Raw genomic sequence first — 26,195 nt, 5'->3', positions numbered from 1 at the left:
AATATAAGGGAATTTTTACTGTTTTGCGTTGAAAATTGTTACCATAGCGAAATATTTAACGCATACTACTTGCTCTGATATAATGTCTTTTGATTGACGTCAAGAGAAAATAAAAACTTTATAAAACAACATGTTACAAGAAAGGTATTATAATACCCCATTAAAAGAAGTTTGTAGACCATTTAAACTTAAAATGAATGTTGCAAAAGACTATTTTATCTTTAACGCATGATTGTATTTTATCGTTCTTCATTATAAAATAAGAAATAATGCAGTGGTCTCGTTATTTTCTCAATGTTGAATCTTCTGCTTGTGGTCAAGCTTGGTTAGATGCCCTTGATGTTCAAGGGATAAATAACGCGCGCGCTATTTCTCAAAAATTTGGCTTTCCAGATCAGTTAGCTCGAGTACTTTCAGCAAGAGATGTGGATGAAGCTGAGGCTGTTGCTTTTATTAATCCAACATTGCGTACGCTTATGCCTGATCCAGAAAGTTTTAGGGATATGCAATGCGCTGCAGAGCGCATTGTTAAGGCTCTTCTCAATCAAGAACAGGTTGCTGTGTTTGGTGATTATGATGTTGATGGTGCTTGTTCATCGGCACTCATAGCACGTTTTTTTCGTTATTTTGGTATTGAAGTCAAAATTTATATTCCTGATCGTATTGTTGAAGGCTATGGTCCGAATGAACAAGCAATGAGGATGCTTGTGCAAGAAGGCGCTCGGTTAATTATCACTGTTGATTGTGGCGCAAACAGTCCTGATGCCGTAAAAGCAGCGAGGCTTGCTGGTGCTGATGTTGTGATTTTAGATCATCATCAAATGTCAGAGATTCATCAAGAAGCTGTTGCTCTTGTCAATCCTAATCGTCCTGATGATTTTTCTAAACAGGGGCATTTATGTGCAGCTGGCGTTGTTTTTGTTACGTTAGCTTGGGTTCATCATTTGCTGCGGAAAAAACAATTCCAAGGACCGCTGCCTGATCTTTTAAGTATGCTTGATCTTGTTGCATTGGCAACCATATGTGATGTCGTTCCATTACAGGGGGTTAACCGTGCTTTTGTGTTAAAAGGGCTTCAAGTTGCTCGTTCTATGCATAATCTAGGAATAACAGCTTTAACAAAGGTTGCACGAATAGGGGAGCCGCTTAATAGTTTTCATTTAGGTTTTTTATTAGGTCCTAGAATTAATGCAGGAGGGCGCATTGGTGATCAAGCTTTGGGAGCACGTTTGCTTAGCTGTGAGAATAAAGATGAAGCGGACAGAATAGCAGAACAATTAGATCGGCTTAATCAAGAACGCCAAGAAATGGAGAATATTCAATTAGCACAAGCGGAATCCTATATTGCTTCTCTTTATCAAGGTCAAGAAACACCATTGTCACTTGTCATTTCTCATAAAGAATGGCATCCGGGGATTATTGGTATTCTTGCTTCCCGCCTCAAAGAGCGTTTTTTTTGTCCTGTTTTTGCTATTGCTTTGAAAGAAGATGGAAATGGCGTAGGGTCGGGACGCTCAATTAATGGTATAGATTTAGGAGCAATCGTTCGTGAAGCTGTTACACTCAATTTATTAGAAAAAGGAGGGGGGCATAGTATGGCAGCAGGAATTACAATTCAATCAACAAAAATTGAAATTTTTCGAAAATGGCTAGAAGAAAAAGTTTCTTTAATGGTTTCACAGTTGCGTGCAAAAAAATCTCTTAGTATAGATGGTTCTCTTTCTGCTTCTGGTGTTAATGAAGCGCTGTTTGAATTGCTTGAAAAAGCAGGGCCATTTGGGGCAGGGAATGCAACACCTGTTTTTGTTCTTCCCTCTCATCGACTGGTGAATCTATCTGAAGTTGGTAAAGGACATCTTCGCCTCATTGTATCTAATGTTGAAGGAAAAAAACTACAAGGAATAGCTTTTCGTGCTGTAGGGACATCGCTAGGTGATTTTCTTTTTGAAAATATTGGTGAAATGATTCATTTAGCTGGTCATCTTAGTTTGAATTATTGGAATGGAACGATCAATCCGCAACTGCGCGTGATTGACGCAGCTGCAGTGGTTTGAAAGGGATATTTTTTATATTAGATGTCTAGATTAGAAGCAAAAGTAGAGTTTTCTTGTATGAAACGAAATCGTGCTTCTGGTTTTGTTCCCATGAGACTTTCTACAGTCTTTTTCGTTTCTTGCATTTCCACGGCATCAATAGAAACACGAAGCAATGTACGTTTTTGAGGATGCATAGTCGTTTCTTTAAGTTGTTCTGCGCGCATTTCACCCAGCCCTTTAAAACGCCCGATTTCGATTTTAGCTTTTCCAGTAAATTCAGTTTTGAGCAATTCATCCTTATGAATGTCGTCACGAGCATAAGCAACTTTTCCTCCTTGCGATATTCTATAAAGGGGAGGGACGGCAAGATATAAATGTCCCTGATGAATAAGGTCAGGCATTTCTTGAAAGAAGAAGGTAATGAGCAGTGACGCAATATGAGCACCATCAACATCAGCATCTGTCATGATGATAATACGTTCATATCTGAGATCTTTTTCACGATACTTGGAGCGTGTTCCACATCCAAGAGCAAGGATAAGATCGCTAATTGTTTGGCTTGAGTTCATTTTTTCATGTGCAGCACTGGCGACATTTAAGATTTTACCACGAAGAGGTAAAATTGCTTGGTTTGCTCTATTTCTTGCTTGTTTAGCAGATCCTCCTGCAGAATCCCCTTCAACAATGAATAGTTCAGCACCCAAAGCATGGTTCTGGCTACAATCTGCAAGTTTACCGGGCAGACGTAATTTACGGACAGCAGTTTTTCGACTTATTTCTCTATCTTGGCGTCGTCTAACACGTTCTTCAGCACGTTCGATAACCCAATCGAGAAGTTTTGTTGCTTCTTGTGGGGAATTTGCTAACCAATGATCAAAAGGATCGCGGATTGCATTCTCAACGATACGCTGTGCTTCAATGGTTGCTAATCGATCTTTTGTTTGTCCAACAAATTCAGGGTTACTGATAAAGACTGAAAGTATTGCGGCTGTTGAAATCATAATATCGTCAGACGTAATAATCGTTGCGCGCTTGTTTCCTATTAACTCAGCGTAGGATTTCAATCCACGCAAAAGAGCTTGACGTAATCCTATTTCATGTGTTCCGCCTTCTCCTGTAGGAATCGTATTGCAGTAAGATTGCACACAAGAATCACCACCATGCCAAGCGATAGCCCACTCAACGGAGCCATGGCCATTATTGTGTTGTGTTTTGCCAGAAAAAATTTCTGACGTTACTCGATATTCATCTTTTAGTGACGAAAGTAAATAGTCTTTAAGCCCATCGGGAAAATGAAAAACAGCTTTTTCAGGAATATTTTTTGCGCCTTCAAGTATGACGGGATCACAAGACCAGCGAATTTTTACGCCACCAAAAAGATAGGCTTTGGAGCATGTCATCTTATAGATTTTTTCTGGATCAAAAGCTGCTTTTTCACCAAAAATTTCATGATCAGGATGAAAACGAACGCGCGTACCACGACGATTATAAACATCTCCCAGATCTTCCAATCCAGATTGAGGAATACCGCGTGAGAAACGTTGGCGGTACAGTTTTCGTTCTCGGGCAACTTCAACTTCCATATCATCAGAAAGAGCATTGACGACAGAAATTCCTACTCCATGAAGTCCACCTGCAGTTTGATAAGCCTTTCCATCAAATTTTCCCCCTGAGTGGAGTTGTGTCATAATAACTTCAAGAGTCGATTTCTCAGGCATTTGAGGATGATTTTCAACAGGAATACCGCGTCCATTATCTGTAACGGTTATATAACCGTTCCTATCTAATGAGACCTCAATAGAATCTGCATAACCCGCAACAGCTTCATCCATCGCGTTATCAATAATTTCGGCAAATAAATGATGAAGTGCTTTACTGTCTGTTCCACCAATATACATTCCAGGGCGTAAACGTACCGGCTCTAAACCCTCAAGAACTCGAATAGAGAGGGCATTATAGTCATCTTCTTGCGTATCTTTTGCACTTTTTCTTGAAATCATCGCGTTTGATTTCATTGGAGACTGCAGAGTGTTTTCTTTTGTATTTACCCGAGATTGGGCTTTATTTAAAACACTAAAAAGATCCTTTTTGTTATCGCTCATAGCGTTTAACTATCCACCTCATAAAATCAAATATTTATTAAAATAATTTTATGCCTGTTTTTTATTTAAAAATCAATGCACTTAGGAAACATCGATTGTTGGACCAAAAATTTTTTCAAAAGCGTGTTTGAGAGCAATATCAATATCATGCATTGCTACAGGGCAACCTAGATCAAGAAAGCTTGTTACACCGTGGTTTGTAATTCCACAAGGAACAATTCCTGAATAATGGGCTAAATTAGGATTAACATTGATAGAAACTCCATGAAAACTTATCCATTTGCGCACTCGAATGCCAATAGCTGCAATTTTATCTTCGGAAGAAAGATCATTTTGTTTTGATGGGCAATGAGACTGTTTAACCCAGACACCAACGCGATCTTCTCTGCGTTCGCCTTTAATATTAAAGTTGGCAAGCATCTGTATGATCCATTCTTCTAATGCACTAATGAAAGCACGAATGTCTTGTTTTCGGCGTTTAAGATCAAGCATGATATAAGCAATACGCTGTCCTGGACCGTGATATGTAAATTCACCTCCACGTCCTGCTTCATAAACAGGGAATAAATTAGGTGCCAAAAGATCTTTTTTATTTGCACTCGTTCCCGCTGTATAAAGGGAAGGGTGTTCAAGAAGCCAAACTTGTTCATGCGCAGTTTTTGCAAGAATTTTTTCTACACGTTCTTGCATATAACGCAGAGCTTCAGGATACTCAATCAGATGATCGCTTATTTTCCATTCGACGGGTGGATTTTCTAGAATTGCATTAAAATGATGTGATAAGTGATTACGATCTGTATGTTTCAATTCACATGTCATGGGTAATATTTATCTTGATGTTTGAGTTTGTATTGTAATCAATAAAAGTGATTACAGAGTAAGGTATAGAATTGTTGAATAAAAGAGAATACGTTCATAAAATTTTATCTTAAGAAGATTTGCTACGCTTAAAAATCCACGTTCCTTTTACCATCTTCCTGTTGCACCACCACCACCTGATGATCCACCACCACCCCTAAATCCCCCTCCACCTCGAGGACCACCGAATCTTCCACCAGGATATCTGCCACCGGCACTTAAGTTAAGAAACCAAGGTGTGAAGATGATCCCCAGCCAGAGATACTTTTGTGGACCCACTTTTTTACCAAAAATCATTGCAAGAATGGGCAAACCAACGACTATAAAGAGAATGAGAAACATAATTGCATTGATTACCATTTCTTCTTTTTCAGCTTGTTTACGTTGTTCTTCAACGATTTTAGCTTTTTCTTTGATGCGAAAAGTAAAATCAGAATCACTTTCTGTAATAACTTTGATAATTGCATCAACTGCTTCAGCAATTCCTTTTTGATAATTTCCTTCGCGAAAATTAGGAATCATGAAGCTATTAATAATGACAGAGGAAAGAGCATCTGTTAGCTCTCCTTCCAAACCATATCCAACTTCGATACGTGCTGTGCGTTCATTCGGTGCAATGACCAGTAATACACCATTATTGATCTTCTTTTGGCCTAATCCCCATGTACGAAAAAGAGAATTGCTGTACGTTTCTATATCATTGCCCGAAAGAGTAGGGAGTGTTACAAGAACAATTTGATCTCCCGTTTTCTCTTCGAGTGCTGCCAGTTTTTTTGTTAAGTCTTCCTTGGTTGCATTATCGAGCAAATGAGCCACATCATTAACATAACCTGTTAAATGAGGAAATTTTATTTGCGAACAAGCGATACTTCCCAATGCAGCAACTAAATACAGAGAGCAGATAAAAGCCCATAATTTTGGAAATACAATACGTTGCAAAGAGTATCGAAATGATTTCATTAATTAAAATTAACCTTTGGTGTTTGTTGGCTATCAGTATCGATGGTAAAAGTTGGCATAGGTTTAGCATCATGAAACCATAATTTTGCCCAAATCATCGTCGGCATTGTTTTGAGTGCAGTATTGTAGGCACGTACTGTTTCAATATAATCGCGGCGCGCAACGGAAATACGGTTTTCTGTTCCTTCTAATTGTGATTGAAGAGCAAGAAAGTTTTGGTTTGCTTTAAGATCCGGATAGTTTTCAACAACAGCCATAAGTCGCGAAAGTGCACTTGATAAATTTGCTTGATTTTTGAGATATTGCTGCATAATTTCTGGATTATTCAACATATCTGCATTAATGTTGACTTGTGTTGCTTTAGCACGTGCTTCAATTACATTTGTGAAAACACTTTGTTCATGAGCTGCGTAAGCTTTAACTGTTTCTACAAGATTAGGGATGAGGTCTGTACGACGTTGATATTGATTGAGCACTTCACTCCATGCTGCATGTGCTTTTTCTTCATTTGTTGGTATCGCATTGAATCCGCAACCACTTAAAAATGGCACTAACCATACCAAAAAAATAATAATTGAAAATCGTTTTAATATTCTAAACATTGAAGAAGTTTGTACATTTAACATAAAGATGTCTCCACAGATATTTTATGTATTATATAGAGTTTTTTTTCTTGGTGGAAAGTATTTTGAAATTTATAAACAGGCGTATTTATCAATAAATTGATATCTCTCTGCGTTTTAGGTACGCTTAAGTGACTTGTTGATATTAAAATAATAATAGTAATATAGATGTCATCTTATAAAAGATCAATAATATTCATATTAATTATTATTACAGAAAATTATATTATTTTCGTAGGAGTTTTGGGTTTCAAAATGTGCAGATAATAACTGGAAAAGAGAAAAATGTAAGGATCAATTTTATAGAAAAATAGAAGGTCAGGGCAGTTCTTATTTTCCTCCTTTAGAAGTTATGCTTAACGTATTGGATAAAAAGACTTTTTAATTATGTATATCAGCAACTGTAAGGAGAGACAAAGTTCTATGATAGAAAGTGTCCAACAGCAAAGTGAAAAATTTGACGGATTGGCTGATGATTATAATCGCTATCGTCCTCGCTATCCCCTTACTTTATTTAAGACCATGCTCCATCCTTTTAAGAACAAAAAGAATTTGTCCATCGTGGATATAGGCGCTGGGACAGGCATCGCATTAGAGGGGATTGTTAAATTTTTAGGCAACGAGCACCAATATCATGCTATTGATGTATCGGCAGATATGATTAAGCAGGGACGAAGAAAATTTCCGAACGTGCGGTGGTATCAGGGCCGAGCCGAAGACCTATTGCCTCAAATTGGCGAGGTTGATCTTGTCATTGCAGCGCAAGCGTTTCAGTGGATGGATCGTCCCAAGTTGCTTTGTTCTGTTTCAGATCAACTTCGAGTCAATGGTGTCATGGCGGTTATTCAAAATAATCGTGATTTCAAGCATAGCGAATTTCTAGAGGCTTATGAGACATTGTTAGAGAAAATGAGTCCGAATTATTCCCGTTATTATCGTAATTTTGATTTTTTACAGGAAATGAGTGATGGCTTTGGGGTAGATCCAGAAAAGATTTCTTTTCATACGCACAATTGGACGATGATGATCCCATCTGAAGCTTTTATTGGAATGAGCCGCTCTTCAACGCAAGTGCAACGCGCTATTGCTTGCTATGGGGAAGAATATTTGCGGCAATTGGTCGCATTGATAAAGAAATATGAAGTGCAAGGCAATTTGGAGCTTTTGTATCAAAGTGAGCTCTATATGTATGCAGGATAATCCGATATCGATGATTGCTTTTGCTCTTTTAACACATCAGAGTGGGCGGTATTCAGAAAATTAACGCCTTATTAAGTCAGACTTTGAGAGAGAAAGGTTTTTTCTTCAGCATTCACATTGACATCTTATTACCGCTGATTTTCATTGTTCACTTGATATGAGAGAGTTTAAATAGAAAATTTATGCAGTGCATTATAGTATCGAAGCGCTTTTTTTACTGCAGTTTAACAACAGATTATTTTATAAAATAAGAAGAGGTAGATTGAATAGAAATATTTGATAATTCTTTGTTTTTATGATTGTTTTTTGTTATTAAATGAGAGTGTTTTTAATAAATTTTGACAAAAACAACTGAAAAAGTACAAAAAATTATCATAATCAGAAATTTGTAGTAAAAAAGGTAATGGCTTGGAAGCACCTTTAAAAAACAACTCATTTTGAAATTATCTCTAAATTCAGATTCAATATAACAAAAAAGTAAAATATAAATATGCTATATGAAGCATTTCTCTGTTTAAAAGATATAATATAAAACAATATATTAATTATTTTTTTTTGATATAAGAAAACTTCTTTTATTTTTATTTTAAATAACGAGTTAGGCCGATTCTTATGTGGTTTTATTGAAGATGTGTTTTTCAAGGTTTAATCTGGCGCTTTAAATACAATTTTAGAAGTCGCAAATAAGCTCAATTTCTTCTCTGTTGTGATGTGTTAAATAAGTTTTTTAATTTTCTATAGAGTTTGATTTTTGCAATCATGATAGATTGTGACAGCTATCTATTTAAGGTTTTTATAAGTTTAGTAAGAATAGCTTGATAATAAATCCATTGATTTTTTCATCTTTACGCTTCATAAAAGAATAAGCCTGCACCATCCACACTTTCATCTCCCAATGTTGCGACAGCCCTTGACACGGTTCATAAGAGGAGTTTTTAGTCCTTTTTTACAGTTTTATCCATACGCCAATCTCGCTTATGACGTGCAAGCGAATGGTTTTGATTTATTCAACATACACAGATGTGGAATGAGAGAGTTTTAAGATATTCAGCTCTCTCATTTAATATGAAGCATGCTAGATTATGATTATAAATTAAAGCTTTATCTATTTTTGAAATCCATGACTTGGTTGTGTTTGTCAATATTTCATTTTCATTTATCGTAAACTATTCTACTTTTGGATAATAACTCCATTGTAAGGAATACCTTTAAGAAAGCATTCTCGCTTTAAAGAGTCGTTATAGTTTTTTTTGTTTTATAGAAGGATCAATAATGCTAAACGTTATACTTTGATAAAAAAAAAGAAAGTAGATTATGACTATTATACTGAAACCGAGCGAGGTGACGCTTAGTGAGCTTGCAGCTATTTATTTTAATGGTGAAGTGAGTAAACTTCATAATGACACGCATTTAGCTATCGAGAAAGGGGCTCAGCGCATTGCTGAAATTGCTGCTGGAAGTGAGCCTGTGTACGGTATTAATACTGGTTTTGGGAAGTTGGCTTCCATTAAAATTGATGCGGACGATGTCGCTGTTTTACAGAGAAACCTTATTTTGTCCCATTGTTGTGGGGTAGGAGAGCCTTTAGCTGAAAATATTGTGCGTTTGATAATGAGCTTAAAGCTTATCTCTTTAGGAAGAGGGGCTTCAGGGGTTCGTCTAGAATTGATAAATTTGCTGGAAAATATGCTTGCAAAGGGCGTTATTCCTGTCATCCCTGAAAAAGGGTCTGTTGGTGCTTCAGGTGATTTAGCTCCACTTGCTCACATGGCGGCTGTTATGATGGGAGAAGGGGAAGCATTTTTTCAAAATATTCGTATGAGTGGGGCGGTTGCATTAGAGAAAGCGGGATTGTCCCCTATTATTTTAGAGGCAAAGGAAGGTCTAGCTCTTATTAATGGGACTCAAACATCAACAGCCCTTGCACTTGCTGGTCTTTTTCGGGGTTATCGGGCATTGTGTGGTGGATTGTTGGCAGGGGCTTTGACGACAGATGCTATCATGGGATCAACGGCGCCATTTCATCCTGATATCCATATTTTACGAGGACATTATGGGCAGATTGCCGTATCGAAAACATTAGAAAAGCTTGTAGAGGATTCAGAAATTCGTGCAGCACATTTACAGGGGGATGAGCGTGTACAAGATCCTTATTGTATACGTTGCCAGCCACAGGTGATGGGGGCATGTTTTGATATTTTGCTGGCAGCAGCAAAAACACTGATTATTGAAGCAAATGCTGTTACAGATAATCCATTGATTTTAAGGAATGGTGAAGTTGTATCAGGTGGGAATTTTCATGCTGAACCTGTAGCATTTGCTGCTGATCAGATTGCTCTTGCTTTATGTGAAATAGGATCTATTTCTCAACGGCGTATTGCTCTTATGGTTGATCCAGCAGTTTCTTATGGACTTCCAGCCTTTTTAGCACATAATGCGGGTCTTAATTCAGGTTTTATGATTGCTGAAGTAACAGCGGCAGCTTTAATGTCTGAAAATAAGCAAATGGCCCATCCTGCTTCCGTTGATTCAACCCCAACTTCTGCCAATCAAGAAGATCATGTTTCAATGGCTTGCCATGGAGCGCGTCGGTTATTGGTAATGAGCGAAAATCTTTTTACACTTATTGGTATTGAAACGCTTGTTGCAGCACAAGGAATTGAATATCGTGCACCTTTAAAAACAAGTACTTTTTTGCAATCTGTTATGGAATGTCTACGAAAAAATGTTGCTTCTCTTAAGGAAGATCGCTATCTGGCTCCAGATCTTCATCAAGCACATATACTTGTGCGTGAAGGGCACTTATTATCTGTTTTACCAGAAACAATTTTTCCTTCATTAAGTTTTCAATAGTATTTGTTTTAAGGTCAATGCTGAAGGGCGGATATTGAATTTTAAAACTTTCTCATATGAAAATATAGAGGAGCGATACAATATTTGAATTATTTAATAAATCATATATTTATTACTGTATATATCTGATTTTTGTAGTTAACTAGATATTATGTTATTTTATAGAAACTATAAACTTAAAGCACCTATATTTTCTGATTTATATCAGAAATTTTAATATAAGTTAAATAATATCCACGAATTATATATTCGTGATATTATATTTCTATAAATATAAATATAAATTATAATATATGTATTGTATCGAGTAAAAATAAAAGTTTTATTTTATATTATTCTTATTTGTTAATACTTTATGAATTTTATAGTTTATTTTTGATATTTAAAATAAAAAAGGAGAAAGGAATGTTTAAAAGTGCTAAATTATGTGTTTCAATAACAGTTCTTTTTTTCTCTCAAATTCTTGAGATTCATGCAAATTTTAGGAGAGGTAGCTTTCCAGAGGAAGTTTTCATTATGATAGTGGCCCAAGAGAAAGAGCCTCTTATTTCAGCGAAAAACAAAGATTTTATTGCTATATCAGGGCAAATTCCCAGAGGTAATGAGAACGCTATCATCGGACCAACAATCAAAGATGCTCTTTTTATCGTATATTTTTTTTTCATTGGAAAGCTTGTCGTTAAGGCAGCTGGAGTCCTTAAAAGATGGGTTGTAGATAAATTTTCTCATGCTTTTGAAGACTTGCGAGATTCGTATTATCATTGATTGAGCTATTCAATTGGCATAAAAAGTTTGTTTTATGGGCTTAAAGAAAGTTTGCTTAAAGTAACAAAAAATTAATTTTATGCGTAGTTAATGTGTTTGTTATGAATTTTTAGGCTTCTATTTCAGTGCACCGAAATAGAAGCCTAAAAGTTTAGCTTACATTAAGGTTAATTTTCTCTGTAAAAAACTATAGAATACGAAATGAATTAAATGACAATTGTGAAAAAATTCATTATCACTTTATTTGAATAAAATAATACGAAATTGTAGGCTATAAAAGCTGAATAATTCGCAATAAAAGTATTTTTTCATTGTTTAGAGCAAAGTGTTGGACTGGCTGGTCTTCGATGTTTTTTGAAATATATTTGTGAAAGAAACATGAGGCTTTATTTATCATAGAGCTGTTATCGTGGTGTGGATTGTCAGCATTTCAAAAAGTAAGGAAAGAAATGGCAATAAATGAACTGAAACGGGGTATGAGTAAGCGCCAAGTTATTTTTTTAGCTCTTGGTTCTGCTATTGGAACAGGTCTTTTTTATGGGTCTGCACAGGCAATTAAGCTTGCGGGTCCCAGTGTTTTGATTGCCTATTGTATTGCTGGTTTAGCTATTTTTATGGTTATGCGGGCTCTAGGAGAGATGATACTTCATAATCCATTGCCTGGTTCTTTTGCTCGTTATGCGGCAAATTACATATCACCATTAGCAGGTTTTTTAACGGGATGGACATATGTATTTGAGATGATTCTTGTTGGTTTGGCTGATATTACAGCTTTTGCGACTTATATGGGGTTTTGGTATCCTGATGTTGCTCCTTGGGTATGGGCACTGAGTATTACATTAATCATCACAGGCATTAATTTAGCTGCTGTAGAAGTCTATGGTGAACTAGAGTTTTGGCTCTCTTCTATTAAAGTTATCGCTATCATTGCGATGATTATTTTAGGAATAGCAATTATTTTTTGGGGGTGGGGTGAAGGTGCAGATTTTTCTACCGTTACTGTTCATAATTTATGGAAAAATGGTGGACTTTTTCCCAATGGTTGGTTTGGTTTTTTAGCTTGCTTTAGTGTTGTTGTTTTTGCTTTTGGTGGCATAGAAATCATTGGCATGGCAGTTATGGAAGTTCAAAACCCTCATCAAACGATTTCAAAGGCAATTAATTCTACTCCAGTTCGTATTTTGCTTTTTTACGTCATGACGTTAGCTATTTTAATGTCTCTTTATCCTTGGAATGAGATTGGTCTCATGGATAGCCCTTTTGTATCCATTTTTGAAAATCTTGGGATTTCGTATGCAGCAAATATTTTAAATATTGTTGTTGTTACAGCGGCTATTTCAGCAATGAATAGTGGAATGTATGGTGCTTGTCGTATGATCCATGGTTTATCGCAGGAAGGTTATGCTTTAAAAAAGTTTCAATATTTATCAAAAAATGGTATACCAGTTTTTGTTATTTTGATGATCTTCGGTATCTTTCTTCTTGGTGCTGTCCTTAATTATTTTTATCATGAAAAGCTTTTTTTTCTTATTGCCGCAATGGCAACATTTGCGACAGTTTTTGTTTGGATGATGATTCTACTTTCACAATTTTCTATGCGAATTAAGATGCCTAAAGAAGCACAGAATGGTTTAAAATTTCCCATTCCATTTTGGCCAATAGGGTCGATTTTTTCTATTTTATTTATGGTTTTTATTTTTATTCTCTTATGGTATTTTGATGAGACACGACCAGTTTTAATTATAGGTGTTATTTGGATTGCTTGGCTTGTTATTTGTTTCTATGCACTTAAACTTTATAATTTTAAGCAAAAGAAGCTGAATAAAATGTGAATAGAGAAAAAACTCAAAACAAATAGCTGATGTCATCAGGAGAACAGGTGTTTGATTGTTTTCTCTAAAGGTTAGAACAATCTAGATTGAAAAAATCTGCTCGTTATTATTTTGCTTTGGAAGTTTTTGTGAACCATTGTTTACGGTAACGACAAAATCATATAAATATTAGGCGTTTTTTTGATGGTGAGCTGTGCCATCAATATAAGTCTTTCAGGTTAAAATGCCTAACAGTGCAAATAGATTTTACCAGATACATGATTATAGGCAGATATCTTTTTCTAAACGTATTAATGAAGTTCTGTTTCACGAAAGAAGTTATTGTAAGAATTGTTTTTTAGCTCTTTAAAAAATTGGTTGTTTAAATTTTGTTGTTTAGAAAATTACTATTGCTTTTAGAAGCGAAGATAAAGTTCTTTATGTATTTTTTCTCAAAGAGGATTGGCGTTGGTAGAAAATAGTGGATAACAAAGTTACATGAGGCATTGTATCATTGTTTTTACAAAAACTTTAATAAACAGCAGCAAGGTATTACAATAAAATCTCATAGAAGAGTAAATTAAAGAGAACAATGAACGTGTGACAGTTTTACGATTCTTATTGCTCTCACAAGAGGAAGGATCAAACTTATTTTTTTAATATTGATACAAGAGTAATTTTTATCACAAGTGGAGGCGGACAAAATGCACTCCGCAACTGTATTTCGGTGCAAAATTATTCGATATTACCATAAAAGGCGCTCAAGAACACTACAACCAGCAAAAAAATCATCGGAAAGTGGCTTTTTACACGAGAAATCTTCCAATAGCTCTAAACACACACAACAACAATTCTCTCTATCCTTGAGGCAACAGGCAATGTTGATATGGATGTACAATGAGATGCTACGATTATTGCTTCTCATCTGATTTCTGGTCAAGATATCAATGTAATGGGGGAAAGTATGACGATTGTTGGCATGACAGACCATCATATCAGCCATTCACAGACGCATGAAACAGGTTTTGATGGGAATAAATTTGACTTTGTAAGCAGAATTATTGGCGGTAATGGCTATACCTACGAAACGATACCTGCTGGCAGTAACGTTTGGATAGAATGGTAGAGAGTGGCTACAAATCCCATAAATCCCCATACCTGTCTTGGAGATGCGGGTCCAAAATGCCAAAAATTTTATGGCACATCTCATTTAGAACAAAAGCCTTGAATTAGATCATGGAGTAAAAAATGAAACACATCGTAAAATTATTAAGTGCTGTAACTTTGTTAAGTATAGCTGGATGTCAGTTTAATAAGCCTCCTTCAGGATATTTGACTGCTTGGGAAAAACCAGGAGCAGATTTTACAGAGATAGGAAAAGGCTTGTTAGAATGTGGTATGCCAACTCCTTATGATGTCGATCCAGAAAACAGAAAGCAGAGCATCAATGCAAAAGCAACAACTTATGCTTGCATGCTTCAATCAGGTTTCCGCTATAAAGATGAAGAGGTAGCAAGAGCGGGTGGACCATGTTATACTTTTAGAGCCGAAAACTTGCCGATTTGTCGTTCAGGCGCTGTCATCCCGAGGCGCAGTGTCAAGAAGCGCTTGAACAGCCCTTTTTGTAAAAAATATAAAAATGCACCTGAATGCAAACCTTAAGTCTTGCTGTTTGTGACGATCACAATCCCTACCTTCATGTTTCTCATACCCGTACGCGGGGGGCTTAATTCAGCATGTCAATGCTATTTATTTATGGGTACCACAACTGTTGGCGCAATAATATGAAATATCTATTTTGGTTATAATCAAAATATTGATAATAATTATAAGCATATCGTTGATAGATAGATGATTTTAGTAATAATTTTACCGTATTTTTGATATAATAATTATGGCATAATCTTCGGAAAGATAAAAATAATATAGGTTGATAATGTTCATCATTGTTTTGGAAATAAAAAACAGCATGTAAAATAATTTATAGATTGTTTCGTAATATCAAAATTACTCAAGGATAGGAAAATGAAGCAGATTTTAAAATTATTAAGCGGGATAACCTTATTTGTTATGGCTGGATGCTACCCTGAGCAGCCTTCTCGAACAGCTGTAGATGCATGGGAAAAATCAGGTGCTGATCAGCTTGAGATCAAAAAAGCTCTGTTAGAATGTGGAATACAGCATCTTGATGGTCGTCTTGATACAGAAACAAGTACTGATGAGAAATTCAATGCTGAGGAGTCTGTGAATGCATGTATGATCCAAGCAGGTTTCCAAGATAAATTGGGAAGAATGAAGTGGTGTGAGAAATATAAAAATCTTCCAATTTGTCAGCCTGATGCAGTTATTCCTCAGCGAAGTGTAGAGAGGCGTTTGAATAGTCCTCATTGTGAAGAGCATAAAGAACAACCTGAATGTCAACCTTAAGTATTGAGGCTGCTGTAATCAAAAATCCTTCCATTCTTGTTTTTGCATGGGGGGTGGGATTGTTTCTTCAATATCTATATGCTAACAAAAGTCATCTTGCGTGTGAGAAAATATTAGAAGACTTATCAGTCTTTCTATCGTAAATATTGACGGAGGGGGAAATGAAAAAAACATTGAAATTATTGATTGCTATAATTTTATTAAGCTCTGCTGGGTGTATTAGCAAACCTCCCCCATCGACGTTAGAATTATGGGAAAAGTCTGGTGTCAGTAAGTCTATGGTCCAACAAGCACTGTCAAAATGTGGTTGGAAACCAATCTACGCTTCTTCTAAAAATATGGATTCGCGTGCAAGTGATTTTGCAGCAGTTTATGAGTGCATGACTAAAGCAGGTTATCGGTACAAATTACAAGATTCAAAGGGAATCTATTTTTCATCAACGCCGCGAAGTGATTCATTTTTAGTCAATTTAATGGTAGCAGGGTATCAGCAGGTTATGGACAATGATACTTTTGGTGTAACCAATTCGACACAACAAGAGCGAGATTTGATGTTACGTTTTGAAAATGATAAAAAGCGCCAGAAAATAAAAAAAGCTTTGCACAAGTGATCATCAACAGTAGAACGTTAATTTTTAAAGCAATAATTAAATAAAAATATTAAACGGGAGAAGAGAGAAATATAGCTCTTTTGTCTCTAATGTAGTTATATTCATCAGCTACGAGATTGGCAATAGTGTTGTTGTCAGATGATGCTAGCGGAGGATAGTGAGTTGTTGTTTAGAGAAATTTATTCAATATAAAGAATGGCAAATAATAGCTTTGCTAAAATATCTTCTTTAACGATAATAAACAGATAGCTTTCATAGAGCTAATTTTGATGAAATTTTATTTTGGTGTTTTTTAAGTTCAGAATGGTGAGTGTTTTACTGTATTTTAGATTTTATCAAAAGATCTAAAATATTACATTTATTAATTCAAATCATTGATGATAGGGTATTAGGAGAAGTTTTTTATTTATTCAAATTTCTTTGTTAGATATCTAGCATTTTTAATATAGAAATTGTGTACATTAGCTTATACATTAGTGTGCAATTTCTTGTTTTTTTGTTGTAGTTGAAGAGATGATGCGGTTATAGATTTCGTATACTGTATCTTTTTGTTCTGTGTTTTATTAAAACGTTTTAATCGTTTAATCTTAGAAGTTATTCTCATTTTGTTGTATTTTTATTTTTTGGTGGTGAGATAAATTGAATATTATATCTCTTCAAAATTCGCATTTTTTTACGTTTTTTTAAGATTGGTTTTTTGGCCTTTTGTAATTACAGTTTCCAGCGGTTTTTGAGATGCATTCTTTAAAGGGATTTTCATCCTAAATGGTATTTTTAAACTTTTTGTTCTTTCTTTACATAAAACACAAAACATATTATTGAATGCTATGATTTTATCATGAAAAATAAAATAATTTTGTTTGTTTTATTCTTGTTGTGTTTAATTTGTGGTTTATTTTTTTGCCAGCATTTTTTGTTTTTGTTGAAAAAAGAAAGTTTTGAAAAACAATGATAATCAAGGTATCTAACAATCACTTGTATTCGTGCGTTTTTACAGCAGCTATTTTTTCTTTTTTGTTAAATATAAATATTGAGGCACATTCTCATTCATATACATCACTGTCATGTGACAAAAACAAATTACCTTATGAATGCAGTGATGGTTCAAAGCATACAATTAGTGATAAAGTATATAAATTCACGGCGCCTGTTAAAGAAACGAATGGGGAGGATTGTTCTCTCATGTTACCTGCTGCTATAGTAGTGCAGGAGCCAAATACAGTTATTCAGGCAACGCGTGTAGAGGTTGAAGGGACTGCGGGTATAGAAGATATTTATGGTGTTTTTGTATCACGAGGGGGAAAAATTGTTTTGAGCGATTCAGCTTTTAAAAATGTATCAATAGGTCTTAAAGCTGATAATGGAATGATTGAGGTTGATCGTGGAACAATTGAGGCTTTTCAGATTGCTGCTTATGCAGAGAAGCGAGGAGCATCTGTTACGTTAACGAATACAAAAATTAAAGTGGAAGGTTTGGGTATCGGTCAAGAGAGTGCTCTTTTCGTTAGTGCTGATGCGGGTATTCAGATGAAAAGTGGATTTATTGATGTGAATGATGCTGCTGCGCTTTATGTGGGGAGAGGGGGGAGTGCGACTTTAGATGGTGTTACCATTGCTTCAAAATATCAAAAAACAGAAGACAAAGAAAATACAAATGAAAAAATTACACATACAGTTTTCAATGTAAAACATCAGGGTTCTGTTTATGTAAAAAATACGAATATTATTTCTACGGATGTTCATGTTTTAACAGTTGGACAAGATTCTAACACGCCATCCAATAACGGCAGGGAAGGAAATATTTTAATTTCGCGGGTTAATATTGAAGATTCAACAATTAAAGCAATAGGTAACAAACATGGTATGTATTTTGAGAGGGATGAGGAAAATGATGCGTATGAACAGGGGCTTGTCTTTTTGAAAAGGACGATTTTTGAGGTTCCAGATGGGACAGCTGTTCATAGTCATAACAGTCGTATTTATATTGGAGTAACAGAAGGTACAAAAATTTTTGGTGACTTATTATTAACAGCTGAAAAAGGGGGAAGTGTAGCGATTTTGGCTAATTCTTCTTCATTGATAGGAGGGACTCGTGTTGCCGATGATTCTATTGCTGAGCTTTATTTAACAGGGGGATCAAAATGGTTTTTGACAAAAAGAAGAGAGATCGATTTGCAAGTTGCAAACCGTACAAGTTCGTCTATTTCATTTGTGAAAGTTTCTGATAGTTTTATTGCTTTTGAGACTCCAATGTTTCAGGAGTATCAGACACTTCATATTGGGAAGGGAGAAAAAGAAGTTTATAGTGCGCAAGATAGGGCAGATATTTATCTCAATACGCATCTCAGTAGTGATGGTTTGCTCGATAATACAAAAACTGATCGGCTTTTAATACATGGTGATGTTTCTGGAAAAACAACAGTTTATGTGCAATTTTTTGCAGAAAATCAGGGTGAGATAGCAACCGGTGAAAATGCTCATAGTATTTCACTTATTCAGGTTTCTGGAAAAGCGGCAGAGGATTCTTTTCAGTTAAATCGTGCTTATATCGCATTAGAGGGTTTGCCTTACCAATATTATCTTCATGCTTATGGTCCAGCTTCTGCTCTTGGAAATGCACAAACTTCTCAAAGATTGGTTGAAGGAGATGGAGATTTTTGGGATTTCCGCCTTGAAAGTAAATATATTCAGCCTGCTTTAGAGGTGTCTGCTATTCCCCCTTCTGAGTTAAAGGTCAGAGAGGTTGTTCCACAAGTTCCGACCTATCTTTTGTTACCAAATGCGTTGTTTCATGTTGGGCTCATGGATATTAGTCATCAACAAAAGCAGTTGCAAGTTAGGCGGTCTATTCCTCGTAAATTATTAAAAGTTGAAGGGAACTTTGCTTTATCTGTCCACGGTTATGGTGGGAGTTATCGTTATGTCTCAGATCTTTCTACACTTAAATATGGGTACGATGGTCATGTTGATTATAACGCTATAAAAACAGATATTTTGCTCAAAACAATAGAGCGTGCATATAGTACGACATCTTTTGGGATTATGGGAACCTATGGAAAGCTTTCCTTACAACCTCATAACGTGGAACAAAGTCAAAAGAGTACATTTAATAAATGGTCATTTACGGCATATGCTAGTGTGAAACATTACACTGATTTTTATATAGATAGTTTTTTATCTTATGGTTTGTTTAAAGGGGATGTGCGTAGCCGTGTTTGGGGTAAGACGGCGACATTAAAAGCAAATCCTTTGAACGTGTCGTTTTCTGCTGGTAAAGTGTCTATGACAGGATATAAAGATCTTATTTTTGATCCGCAACTTCAGCTTATTTATCAACATCTTCAATTTGATAAGTTTCGTGATATTGATGGATTTGATGTTGAGATGAAAAAAATAGATCAATGGTTTATGCGTGTTGGTGGGCGTTTAAGTAAAACATTTACAGCCTCTGAAAAGGATCGTATCATTTCTTTTTATGGCAATATTCATCTTGCTCATTGTTTTGGTAAAGAACAATTTGTTCATTTTAAAGATGTTTTTCAGTTGAGTTCTTTTGGTTCTTCCTTAGAAGTTGGCTTGGGTGTCAATTCACAGTTTTCTTCTAAAGTTACACTTCACAGTGATCTTAGCTATCAGCATAGGTTAACCAAGGCTGGTTTTTCTGGAGTTCGTTTTTCTGGTGGATTGCGCTATCATTTTTAAGCAATCTTTTTAAAAATAATAAATGTGATTTTCGAAGTCTTGTTCTACTATCGGAATTAAAACCATTGTTTGTGCAGAATTTTTTAATAATGGTACCATGTGCTTTAATAAATATGAAAATATCATGTTGATTTATTTTTATCTACTATAGCATTTCTCAAATGTTTTAAAAAATTTGTCCATCTGATAAACAGATTAAAATGAGAAAATCCTACAATATCGGGGTTCTTATTCAATATGAATAAAGATAAATTATCATTATAAATCAATGTTTTGCCATATGATGCTTAAGGTGTCATCGAGCCATTTGTGGTAATTGCGTGCTTCTTCGTTTGAGTTATGAACAGAGAAAATAAAACCAGGATATCCACCAAATGCTGGTGGAGGTGGTGAAAGATGATTGGTTTCAAAGAAAATGATAGTTCTGGCGGTTTGAGGATGCTGTGCAACCTTATCGAGACCTAAAAATCCAGAAAACCGTCCATGACCACGAAGAGGAATAATATAATTTGCCGCCACTTTTTCAGCTGGGAGTATATCGGGAAGGTCTGGGGTTTGTTCAGCTAAAGCGGCATTCATACAGAGTTTTGCAAATGAAATTCCTGTACCTTGCTCAACAATAAAATGGGAGACACCCGATCCACCTATACGAGCGCCAATCTCAATGATATAAGGTAAATTATGAGCATCTAGGCGTAGCTCTACATGGGCAGCACCTATATTTATACCAAGAGCTTTAACTCCAGAGCATGCAGCCTCACATAAAGCAATAATTAAAGGATCATCTATATCACAGCGTTGACGATAAATTGTTTCTTCAAACCATGGTCCCTCAGGCTGTCCCTTGTCTCCAACGGACAGAACATGTACACCTGCTGTATCAACAAAGCATTCTACGACAAACTCTTTTCCTGGCAAATACTGTTCTACGATTAAACCTACAGGTTTACTTTTATCATTAAAACGTGCCATGTCTTTATGCTGAACATTCCATACGGCTTTAATGAGATCAGAAAGTTCAGCGGAATTTTTAGCTAACATGACGCCTGTACTTGCCCATCCAGAGACGGGTTTAATAACGAGCGGATAGTCTAAGGCATGTGTTTTTGATAGGTCTTCTGGATGATCTATATAAAAGAATCCTGGTGTTCTTAAGCCTGCTTTAGCAAAAGCTTGACGCATGAGATATTTATTTCGGGTTAATGCTGCTACTTCTGGTTCAATACTTGGAGTATTGATTTTTTTTGCAGCCAAAGCTGTCCATAGGATGGCTTCTTCGCGAAGGGTCATAATCCCAGAAATATTGCGTTCTTTTGCTCCCGTTGCAAAAGTGTCTAGAGCTGCCTCTGGGTTATCAAAAACAGGAAGTTGCCAAGTTGAAGTGACTGCTGCGGGGTGTTGAGTGGGAGCGCTTTCAGCGGTATCATAGATCATTATTAATTCGATATTAGCTGCTTGTGCTGCTTCAAATATAAATGGTAGTTTTGCATTGCGCTGGCAAACTAACGCGAGTTTTTTCATTTTGTTTCCTCATTAAATTTGGAATTTTGGGCACGACGTTTCTGTTGCCATGTAGATACCTTTGATGCATCTATAAATAAGAGTGTCATCCCTATAACAACTACAATCATAGCAATTATTTTGATCATATTGAGAGAAGGGCTCGAGCCGATTATCCATTCACATGCAACCACTGCAAAAGGGGATAATACGCCGATAGTATTGGCGTATAATACGCCTCCTTCGGCTAAAACTTTTTGATATAATACGTAAACTGGTGCCGAGCAAACAGTTCCTAAAATCAATATTTTAAATATATCTTCTAACTTAAGATATAAGAGTGGGGCAGGATCAAAAATAAATAATGGCATAAATGATGCGACAGAAATTGTTGTGATCCAAGCCAGTGAGGTGAGCAAAGGTAAATTTTTAAGATAACGTTTAGACAATAAGCCATAAGCAGAGTAAGAAAGTGCTGCTGTTAAAGCAAGAGCTATTCCTATTAGGTTATAATATCCACCTTCTCCACTGTTTATATTAAATGCTATAGCTGCTACACTGACAATTATCACTCCGCTAAACTTCAGCCATGAGAATTTAAGGACATTTGTCAATGCACCTAATATATAAGTAATCCCTGGAATAGTAGCGAGAACCATAGTTAAATCACTGGCTTTGAGCGATTTTAATGCACCAAAGCTGCATACAAAATACAGCGAAAATCCTAACACTGAGAGAATTAAAAAAGAAGGTATCATGGAAAGCAATGGTAGGGATCTGAAAACAGCTTTCTCACGAAATACTGCAATCAGCCATAAGGTGGCTGCGGTGGCAAACAACCTAAGTCCAACCGCATGCATGACGGGTATATTGCTAACCAAATTCTTAGATAATAACCAACTTATGGAAAACAATGCTAGAATAGCAAAGGTAAATAAGAATAACTGTCCTTTTAAGAAACTCAATGATTTAATCCCCTAATAATGTACTGTGCATAAGATGATGTTGAAAAATTAAATCGTGACTTTGAAGTCTGTGGTTTTCCAAGATTATTTTGGATATAATCCTTAGCTCCTGCCAAATAAGCGTCATCTAAATTTAATGCTTCAAGTGCTTCTATATCTGCTATCATCAATATTATTACTTTTTCAAGACGCTCCAAATCAAATTGAAGATAACCTTGATTTGTTTCAATCAATGCTTTGTTCCGCATCAATATTTCAAAAAGCAAGACACCTGTGCCAGCATCGAATGTCATATGCTGATCAGAACTTTTTGGCTAACGAAATATGCGTTCTAATAGAACAAATTCAGTTGTTTCTTTCCAAAATTTTGGATGATTTTGTAGCATAATACGCACTGTAATTAAATCAACTTTAGTTTCTTCTAGAAGACCTGTAAACCAATTTAATTTTATATACAGATTTTTATCCAATGGTCGCGGTCCGGTATGATGTGCATAGTCATGATAATAGCCTCACAAACAGCGAGCATCGTAAAGGTCTTCTTTAGATAAGTTACGATTATGCAATTGATCGAACAGGAATTTACTATCTCGACCGAGTAAACGTTCAGCTTCCACAATTGTTTGCTTATCAATTTTCTTAGCAGTTGCTACAGATTCTGGGAATAGAACAATGCAATTGTTGTCTATCTCCCTCTTGATGCTATTCCCATTTTTATACATTGAAAAGGTGATAGATAATTCTTTGTATATTTTGAGGCGTCAGCAAGATAGGCCGTTTCATGACGATATCCTGTAACTAATTCCAGCTGGAATCCTTCTGGATCAGGTCCATTTGTTGCACGCATTGGAGCCAAGAAAAACAAGGGCGCATCTGGTAATGGGGCTTTGAAAGCAGCCAAAGTGTTATCAAATTTAGGAGGGGTCGTTAAACCGCTGATCATCCACTGATGAAGATCATCAGAAGTGGTTGCTAAAAGTTTTGGAGATAATCCGTCAAGAATATTGGCATGGTGGTTCAGCAGAGTGATCAATTCATTGATCATATTATTATCTGCTGAAGTTGGTTCCTTAATGCTCTCATCTCGTTCTTGGCGCATACGGAATTTGTCAACTAAGTTAACAATGGAAAGAAGCGCTTCAGATTTTTTCATGTTTAGTTGACTTTAGTGAGTGGAGCAAAAAGGCCATTGGCACTTGTCCAAAATTTTCAACAATATTCAGCCTATAGCGATTTGCCGCAACCGATGTTGTGATACAAGCATCGGCTTTTTCAGCCTTACAAAGAACGGCTGCATCAGCATTGCTGTTGGCAAATACTTTGTCATATTGATGAGCTACCAGAGATTGCGGGGCAGGATGAGTCGCTACGGTTTTAATTTCATCAATGTTATTGCGTTTAGCTAAAACCATAAAGTGAGTAGGCATGATAAAGCTGTCAAATAATTGCATATCACTTAAACGGGTAAATATGAGTGTATGCAAATCAGGGTAAGCAGCACAGCTTAAGAGATATCCATCCTTTTTCGGAGAAAGTTCATTAAATGCTTCTTCAAGAGTTGCGTATAAGATAATACGGGATCTAGAGTCAGTGGACAAAATATTTTTATTGTGATTGTTAAGCCACCATTATTCTGCAGTTGCACAGTTAGTATCTGCAGGGACAAGTGTAAAAGCATTATTTTCAGATTACATGATCTCTATTCTTTATAATTATGTGCCTAAATTTAAACTAGTGTAATATGATAGAGTATATCAAGCACAATGCGTTAAGTAATTTAGTGCTTTAAAAATAATGTATATGTGAAAGCAAATTTACGATATAATTTTGTCTGTTCATTATTCTATCATGCCGTAAAACATCGTTGTTTAGGGGAGTGATTGAGCAGGAAAGTTCTATGCAGGGTATTTATTGGATATGTTAGAGAATTATTGGAATGGTTAAGCGAAGGTGAATGACACGTAAACCGCACTGCTCTATCATTTTTTAGATGAGCAGCGTTTTTGAATCTGTTCATATTGATAATACTATTGTAGGTGAATAATAAGCAAATTGGTAAGGCGTGAACATCTTTGCCATAAAACTCAATATATTTAACTTCTTAATTAAGATAATACTTTTAGAAATTGTTTTACTATTATGATTGTATTAAATATATAAAAGGCAATCATCATTGTCTTGTTTGTAAAAGAAACATGAAATATAACTCTTAAGTTAGATTGAGATTGGCAAGATTTTTTTCTTCTTTGGAATCGTTAAGAAGGTCAGATTAAACCTTATTCAAGCTACAGAACCTAAAGAAACAGTCGTTTTTTTTGAAAAGATCAGAGGTAAACAAATATGCGTGAGATTTTGGATCATGTTGATATGCCATTGAATAAGAAGAGTTCTGTTCAAAAGGTTCAAAATCTTTCATGCCAATCACACCCAAAACGGTTTTATAAGCAAGTGAAGATCGCGTTTGAGGAGGCCGGCTTTACGATTTTGTTGGATGAACGTCCCGTAAAAACGCCCGCAAGGCGTCATTTTCATGTGCCAACAGAAGTGTTTGCTGAATATGTTGCTCAGGAATTTGAGAACCAAAAGCACGTTGTTGATCCTGCAAAAATGCCGATGACGCGTTTGGTTAATACTGTTATTGATGGTATCGCTGATGATATGCAGGTGGTTTTTGAAGATTTATTGCGTTTCGTTGCATGTGATATGATCTTTTATCGTGCACAGACACCTAAAGAGTTGGTGCAAAAACAATCTGAACAATGGGATCCTTTATTAGATTGGGCTGAAAAAAAACTAGGTGCAAGGTTTTATTTGACAGAAGGGCTGATGCATGTGGAACAATCACCAGAAGCACTTCAAGCAGTCAGTAATTATTTACGTAGAGTTGAGTCTGCTTATATGCTTGCTGCACTTCATATGATGACAACATTAACGGGATCTGCTCTCATTGCTCTTGCTGTTGCAGCGGGAAACATTGATGCTGATCATGCTTGGTCTATTGCCTATTTAGATGAAGATTGGATGATGGAGCAATGGGGAACGGATAAAGAAACAATAGCACGCCGTTCTCATAAAAAAGTTGAATTTAATGCTGCTGCTACAATTGTTACAACTTGTTTATAGGGGAAAATCTTTTATTTACGTGCATTCTTTTCGCTCAGAGTATTTTTGTGACTTTTTGAGGATTGGTTTTTACTTTATCAAGTCCAGGAAATAGTTCATTGGTTATGGTTAAGAGCGCTTCGTCATTACCACGGATAAAATACCATTGGTTATCGTGAAGTAGGGCAATAATTTCAGTTTGAATAGAGCATTTTTTTCCAGCATTTGTTGTGGTTACAAGCTCCACGGGTATAACAAAATAAGGGGTACCATTATCAAGGGTACCTTCACGTTTTTGTTTTTGATCAATGTTGATCGTTTCAATCTTGTAACTTTCTGCCAACCGTTCTATTTGGCTTTTCATGATTTGTAGAAATTGTGATTGATTAAGATTTTTTTGGGCGGTTAAGCGGTTGATGACTTGGGGAGGAATAGCATTTAAGATGGCATTTGCATCGGCATTTTTAAGTGCTTTACTATAAGCAGATGTTGCTTTCTCAAGAGTTGTAAGTTTTTGGTTGGTTATTGTATGTGCTTTAGTTGTTGATGTGATAAAGACAATGCATAAAAGAACGGGAACGAGAAAACAAATTCGCGGCATTAGAAACCTTTGTTAATTCATTTGAAGAGATTCAATACATTATAAAAGAAAAGCGGGCGAGCAAAAAGCCTCTTGCGCT

21 protein-coding genes are annotated in these 26,195 nt (G+C 35.9%); 11 read left to right on the top strand and 10 right to left on the bottom strand.

Going from position 1 to position 26,195, the window contains the following annotated elements; all coding sequences use genetic code 11:
- Positions 1-269 precede the first annotated feature (269 nt).
- Positions 270-2,054, top strand: a complete 1,785-nt coding sequence (gene recJ, locus ACFINK_RS03110; RefSeq protein WP_375629022.1) for a single-stranded-DNA-specific exonuclease RecJ — start codon at positions 270-272, stop codon at positions 2,052-2,054.
- A gap of 17 nt (positions 2,055-2,071) precedes the next feature.
- Here recJ and parE read toward each other — a convergent pair whose 3' ends face one another.
- The 4 genes from parE to ACFINK_RS03090 all read right to left on the bottom strand — a co-directional run bounded on the left by parE (position 2,072) and on the right by ACFINK_RS03090 (position 6,582).
- Positions 2,072-4,138, bottom strand: a complete 2,067-nt coding sequence (gene parE, locus ACFINK_RS03105) for a DNA topoisomerase IV subunit B (RefSeq protein ID WP_375632404.1) — start codon at positions 4,136-4,138, stop codon at positions 2,072-2,074.
- A gap of 81 nt (positions 4,139-4,219) precedes the next feature.
- On the bottom strand, positions 4,220-4,957 hold the full coding sequence (lipB, locus tag ACFINK_RS03100) for a lipoyl(octanoyl) transferase LipB (protein ID WP_375629025.1): 738 nt from the start codon (positions 4,955-4,957) through the stop codon (positions 4,220-4,222).
- Between the two features lie 147 nt (positions 4,958-5,104).
- Positions 5,105-5,956, bottom strand: coding sequence for a TPM domain-containing protein (locus ACFINK_RS03095; protein WP_375621421.1), 852 nt, complete (start codon positions 5,954-5,956; stop codon positions 5,105-5,107).
- Positions 5,956-6,582, bottom strand: a complete 627-nt coding sequence (locus ACFINK_RS03090; protein WP_375611498.1) for a LemA family protein — start codon at positions 6,580-6,582, stop codon at positions 5,956-5,958. Before ACFINK_RS03090 ends, ACFINK_RS03095 begins: the two co-directional genes overlap by 1 nt.
- Positions 6,583-7,002: 420 nt before the next feature.
- Here ACFINK_RS03090 and ACFINK_RS03085 point away from each other — a divergent pair, with 420 nt between their 5' ends.
- From ACFINK_RS03085 to ACFINK_RS03045, 9 genes are all read left to right on the top strand, one after another.
- A complete protein-coding gene (locus ACFINK_RS03085; RefSeq protein WP_375638234.1) occupies positions 7,003-7,779 on the top strand; it encodes a class I SAM-dependent methyltransferase in 777 nt (258 codons plus the stop codon).
- Positions 7,780-9,093: 1,314 nt separating this feature from the next.
- On the top strand, positions 9,094-10,632 hold the full coding sequence (gene hutH / locus ACFINK_RS03080) for a histidine ammonia-lyase (RefSeq protein ID WP_375638233.1): 1,539 nt from the start codon (positions 9,094-9,096) through the stop codon (positions 10,630-10,632).
- A gap of 405 nt (positions 10,633-11,037) precedes the next feature.
- Positions 11,038-11,397, top strand: a complete 360-nt coding sequence (locus ACFINK_RS03075; RefSeq protein ID WP_375638232.1) for a hypothetical protein — start codon at positions 11,038-11,040, stop codon at positions 11,395-11,397.
- A gap of 449 nt (positions 11,398-11,846) precedes the next feature.
- Positions 11,847-13,229 (top strand): amino acid permease, encoded by a 1,383-nt coding sequence (locus ACFINK_RS03070; protein WP_375638231.1) that lies wholly within the window; start codon positions 11,847-11,849, stop codon positions 13,227-13,229.
- 931 nt (positions 13,230-14,160) lie between these two features.
- Positions 14,161-14,334 (top strand): hypothetical protein, encoded by a 174-nt coding sequence (locus ACFINK_RS03065; protein ID WP_375638230.1) that lies wholly within the window; start codon positions 14,161-14,163, stop codon positions 14,332-14,334.
- A gap of 122 nt (positions 14,335-14,456) precedes the next feature.
- Entirely contained in the window at positions 14,457-14,870 is a 414-nt protein-coding gene (locus ACFINK_RS03060) for a hypothetical protein (protein ID WP_375613122.1), read from the top strand.
- A 363-nt stretch (positions 14,871-15,233) separates the two neighbouring features.
- Positions 15,234-15,635: a hypothetical protein gene (locus ACFINK_RS03055; protein WP_375613121.1), complete on the top strand. Its 402-nt coding sequence runs from the start codon at positions 15,234-15,236 to the stop codon at positions 15,633-15,635.
- A gap of 161 nt (positions 15,636-15,796) precedes the next feature.
- Positions 15,797-16,246, top strand: coding sequence for a hypothetical protein (locus ACFINK_RS03050; RefSeq protein WP_375611505.1), 450 nt, complete (start codon positions 15,797-15,799; stop codon positions 16,244-16,246).
- A 948-nt stretch (positions 16,247-17,194) separates the two neighbouring features.
- A complete protein-coding gene (locus ACFINK_RS03045) occupies positions 17,195-19,948 on the top strand; it encodes an autotransporter family protein (RefSeq protein WP_375638229.1) in 2,754 nt (917 codons plus the stop codon).
- Between the two features lie 258 nt (positions 19,949-20,206).
- Here ACFINK_RS03045 and ACFINK_RS03040 read toward each other — a convergent pair whose 3' ends face one another.
- From ACFINK_RS03040 to ACFINK_RS03020, 5 genes are all read right to left on the bottom strand, one after another.
- On the bottom strand, positions 20,207-21,469 hold the full coding sequence (locus ACFINK_RS03040) for an ATP-grasp domain-containing protein (protein ID WP_375638228.1): 1,263 nt from the start codon (positions 21,467-21,469) through the stop codon (positions 20,207-20,209).
- Positions 21,466-22,413, bottom strand: a complete 948-nt coding sequence (locus ACFINK_RS03035) for a DMT family transporter (RefSeq protein ID WP_375622372.1) — start codon at positions 22,411-22,413, stop codon at positions 21,466-21,468. Before ACFINK_RS03035 ends, ACFINK_RS03040 begins: the two co-directional genes overlap by 4 nt.
- On the bottom strand, positions 22,410-22,706 hold the full coding sequence (locus tag ACFINK_RS03030) for a hypothetical protein (RefSeq protein WP_375638227.1): 297 nt from the start codon (positions 22,704-22,706) through the stop codon (positions 22,410-22,412). The genes ACFINK_RS03035 and ACFINK_RS03030 overlap by 4 nt, the downstream gene beginning before the upstream one ends.
- A 392-nt stretch (positions 22,707-23,098) precedes the next feature.
- Positions 23,099-23,566, bottom strand: a complete 468-nt coding sequence (locus tag ACFINK_RS03025) for a hypothetical protein (RefSeq protein WP_375638226.1) — start codon at positions 23,564-23,566, stop codon at positions 23,099-23,101.
- Positions 23,553-23,897 (bottom strand): prephenate dehydratase domain-containing protein, encoded by a 345-nt coding sequence (locus tag ACFINK_RS03020; RefSeq protein ID WP_375638240.1) that lies wholly within the window; start codon positions 23,895-23,897, stop codon positions 23,553-23,555. The genes ACFINK_RS03025 and ACFINK_RS03020 overlap by 14 nt, the downstream gene beginning before the upstream one ends.
- A gap of 856 nt (positions 23,898-24,753) precedes the next feature.
- Between ACFINK_RS03020 and ACFINK_RS03015 the strand changes: the two genes are divergently transcribed.
- The gene (locus ACFINK_RS03015) at positions 24,754-25,536 is read left to right on the top strand and encodes an ATP12 family chaperone protein (protein WP_375638225.1); all 783 of its coding nucleotides are present in this window, start codon (positions 24,754-24,756) and stop codon (positions 25,534-25,536) included.
- 34 nt (positions 25,537-25,570) lie between these two features.
- Here the strand turns inward: ACFINK_RS03015 and ACFINK_RS03010 are convergent, their stop codons facing one another.
- Positions 25,571-26,116 carry a hypothetical protein gene (locus tag ACFINK_RS03010; protein WP_375629043.1) on the bottom strand — a complete coding sequence of 182 codons (546 nt, stop codon included), beginning with the start codon at positions 26,114-26,116 and terminating at the stop codon, positions 25,571-25,573.
- Between the last annotated feature and the right edge of the window lie 79 nt (positions 26,117-26,195).

The sequence above is a fragment of the Bartonella sp. AA16NXGY genome (assembly GCF_042197325.1).
Taxonomy (GTDB): Bacteria; Pseudomonadota; Alphaproteobacteria; order Rhizobiales; family Rhizobiaceae; genus Bartonella.
This window is presented reverse-complemented; position numbering and strand designations above follow the sequence as displayed.

Excerpts from the sequence above, each read along its gene's own strand:
- hutH (WP_375638233.1), top strand. The coding sequence starts at position 9,094 with ATGACTATTATACTGAAACCGAGCGAGGTGACGCTTAGTGAGCTTGCA.
- ACFINK_RS03060 (WP_375613122.1), top strand. The coding sequence starts at position 14,457 with ATGAAACACATCGTAAAATTATTAAGTGCTGTAACTTTGTTAAGTATA.
- ACFINK_RS03050 (WP_375611505.1), top strand. The coding sequence starts at position 15,797 with ATGAAAAAAACATTGAAATTATTGATTGCTATAATTTTATTAAGCTCT.
- ACFINK_RS03010 (WP_375629043.1), bottom strand. The coding sequence starts at position 26,116 with ATGCCGCGAATTTGTTTTCTCGTTCCCGTTCTTTTATGCATTGTCTTT.
- ACFINK_RS03025 (WP_375638226.1), bottom strand. The coding sequence starts at position 23,566 with ATGAAAAAATCTGAAGCGCTTCTTTCCATTGTTAACTTAGTTGACAAA.
- ACFINK_RS03015 (WP_375638225.1), top strand. The coding sequence starts at position 24,754 with ATGCGTGAGATTTTGGATCATGTTGATATGCCATTGAATAAGAAGAGT.
- ACFINK_RS03065 (WP_375638230.1), top strand. The coding sequence starts at position 14,161 with ATGGGGGAAAGTATGACGATTGTTGGCATGACAGACCATCATATCAGC.
- parE (WP_375632404.1), bottom strand. The coding sequence starts at position 4,138 with ATGAGCGATAACAAAAAGGATCTTTTTAGTGTTTTAAATAAAGCCCAA.
- ACFINK_RS03095 (WP_375621421.1), bottom strand. The coding sequence starts at position 5,956 with ATGAAATCATTTCGATACTCTTTGCAACGTATTGTATTTCCAAAATTA.
- ACFINK_RS03075 (WP_375638232.1), top strand. The coding sequence starts at position 11,038 with ATGTTTAAAAGTGCTAAATTATGTGTTTCAATAACAGTTCTTTTTTTC.
- ACFINK_RS03030 (WP_375638227.1), bottom strand. The coding sequence starts at position 22,706 with ATGACATTCGATGCTGGCACAGGTGTCTTGCTTTTTGAAATATTGATG.
- ACFINK_RS03040 (WP_375638228.1), bottom strand. The coding sequence starts at position 21,469 with ATGAAAAAACTCGCGTTAGTTTGCCAGCGCAATGCAAAACTACCATTT.
- lipB (WP_375629025.1), bottom strand. The coding sequence starts at position 4,957 with ATGACATGTGAATTGAAACATACAGATCGTAATCACTTATCACATCAT.
- recJ (WP_375629022.1), top strand. The coding sequence starts at position 270 with ATGCAGTGGTCTCGTTATTTTCTCAATGTTGAATCTTCTGCTTGTGGT.
- ACFINK_RS03045 (WP_375638229.1), top strand. The coding sequence starts at position 17,195 with ATGATAATCAAGGTATCTAACAATCACTTGTATTCGTGCGTTTTTACA.
- ACFINK_RS03055 (WP_375613121.1), top strand. The coding sequence starts at position 15,234 with ATGAAGCAGATTTTAAAATTATTAAGCGGGATAACCTTATTTGTTATG.
- ACFINK_RS03085 (WP_375638234.1), top strand. The coding sequence starts at position 7,003 with ATGATAGAAAGTGTCCAACAGCAAAGTGAAAAATTTGACGGATTGGCT.
- ACFINK_RS03090 (WP_375611498.1), bottom strand. The coding sequence starts at position 6,582 with ATGTTAAATGTACAAACTTCTTCAATGTTTAGAATATTAAAACGATTT.
- ACFINK_RS03070 (WP_375638231.1), top strand. The coding sequence starts at position 11,847 with ATGGCAATAAATGAACTGAAACGGGGTATGAGTAAGCGCCAAGTTATT.